Annotated in this window: 1 protein-coding gene; it reads right to left on the bottom strand. The window is 63.8% G+C overall.

Annotated elements, in window-relative coordinates; translation table 11 throughout:
* Positions 1-9: 9 nt before the first annotated feature.
* Positions 10-1,014, bottom strand: coding sequence for an IS481 family transposase (locus tag PV768_RS21810; RefSeq protein ID WP_174182309.1), 1,005 nt, complete (start codon positions 1,012-1,014; stop codon positions 10-12).
* Positions 1,015-1,122 lie beyond the last annotated feature (108 nt).

Here is a 1,122-nt window from a genome sequence, read left to right as displayed (position 1 = left end):
CTAGCTGTACTAACCCGGTTGGTTGGTGACACGGCTGGCCGGTGAGGCGCCTTTGAGTGCGGTGTGGGGCCTGCGCTGATTGTAGTACTCGATGAAGTCTGGGTAACAGGCTTGCCGTTCGGCTTCTGAGTTGTAGGCCTTGGCGTAGGCCCATTCCTCTTGGAGGATGCGGTTGAAGCGTTCGACCTTGCCGTTGGTTTGGGGCCGGTAGGGGCGTGTGCGTTTGTGCTTGATGCCGGCCTCGGCCAGGACAGCGGCGAAGGCGCGGGAGCGGTAGCAGGAGCCGTTATCGGTGAGCACCCGCTGGATTTTGACGCCCCGGGCGGTGAACGCTGTGATGGCGTTGCGCATGAACGCCGAGGCTGTCTCTTTGGTTTCGTCGGGCAGGATCTCGGAGTATACGAATCGGGAATGGTCATCCACTGCGTGATGGAGGAAGGTATAGCCCCGGACCTGGCCGCGGTCCTTGGACCGGCCTTCTGCGAGGTTCCTGGCCCGGGAGTTCGCTTCGCCTTGTACCCGGCCGTGAACGCGGTGTCCGCCGCCGTTGGGTATGCGGCCGAGCTTCTTGATGTCCACGTGGATCATTTCCCCGGGCCAGGCATATTCGTATCGGCGGGCGTGGTCTCGGCCGCGGATCCTGATCCCTGTGGCCGGGTCGGTGAAGCGCAGCGGCGGACACAGGTAGCGGGTCAGGATGCGGTGGACCGTGGAGACATTCAGGTGCAGGTGGTACGCGATCCGGGCCGGACCCCAGCGACGGTTCACGCGCAGTCCCAGCACACGCCGTTCGGTGCGCATCCGGGTCCGGTGCGGGCACGTCAGGGGCCGGCTCCTGCGGTCTTCCAGCGCAGCCTCACCCAACTCCCGATAGCGGCGGGACCAGCGCGCGGCTGTCGGGACGGAAACGTTGAATCTCTCGGCAGCACGGCGCAAAGGCCAGCCATCAACCACGATGCACCGGGCCAGCTGAAGACGCCCCGAATAGGCCAAAAACGCGTTACGGTGGGACACGAGGACCTCCTGGTTTGTGTTCGCTCTCGACAAGCACCACACAACACCCGGAGGTCCTCTTATTGCGTCAAATCAATCCCCGTGTCATCAACCAGCCGGGACAGTACA

It is taken from the genome of Pseudarthrobacter sp. CC4 (assembly GCF_048957775.1).
GTDB lineage: Bacteria > Actinomycetota > Actinomycetes > Actinomycetales > Micrococcaceae > Arthrobacter.
This window is presented reverse-complemented; position numbering and strand designations above follow the sequence as displayed.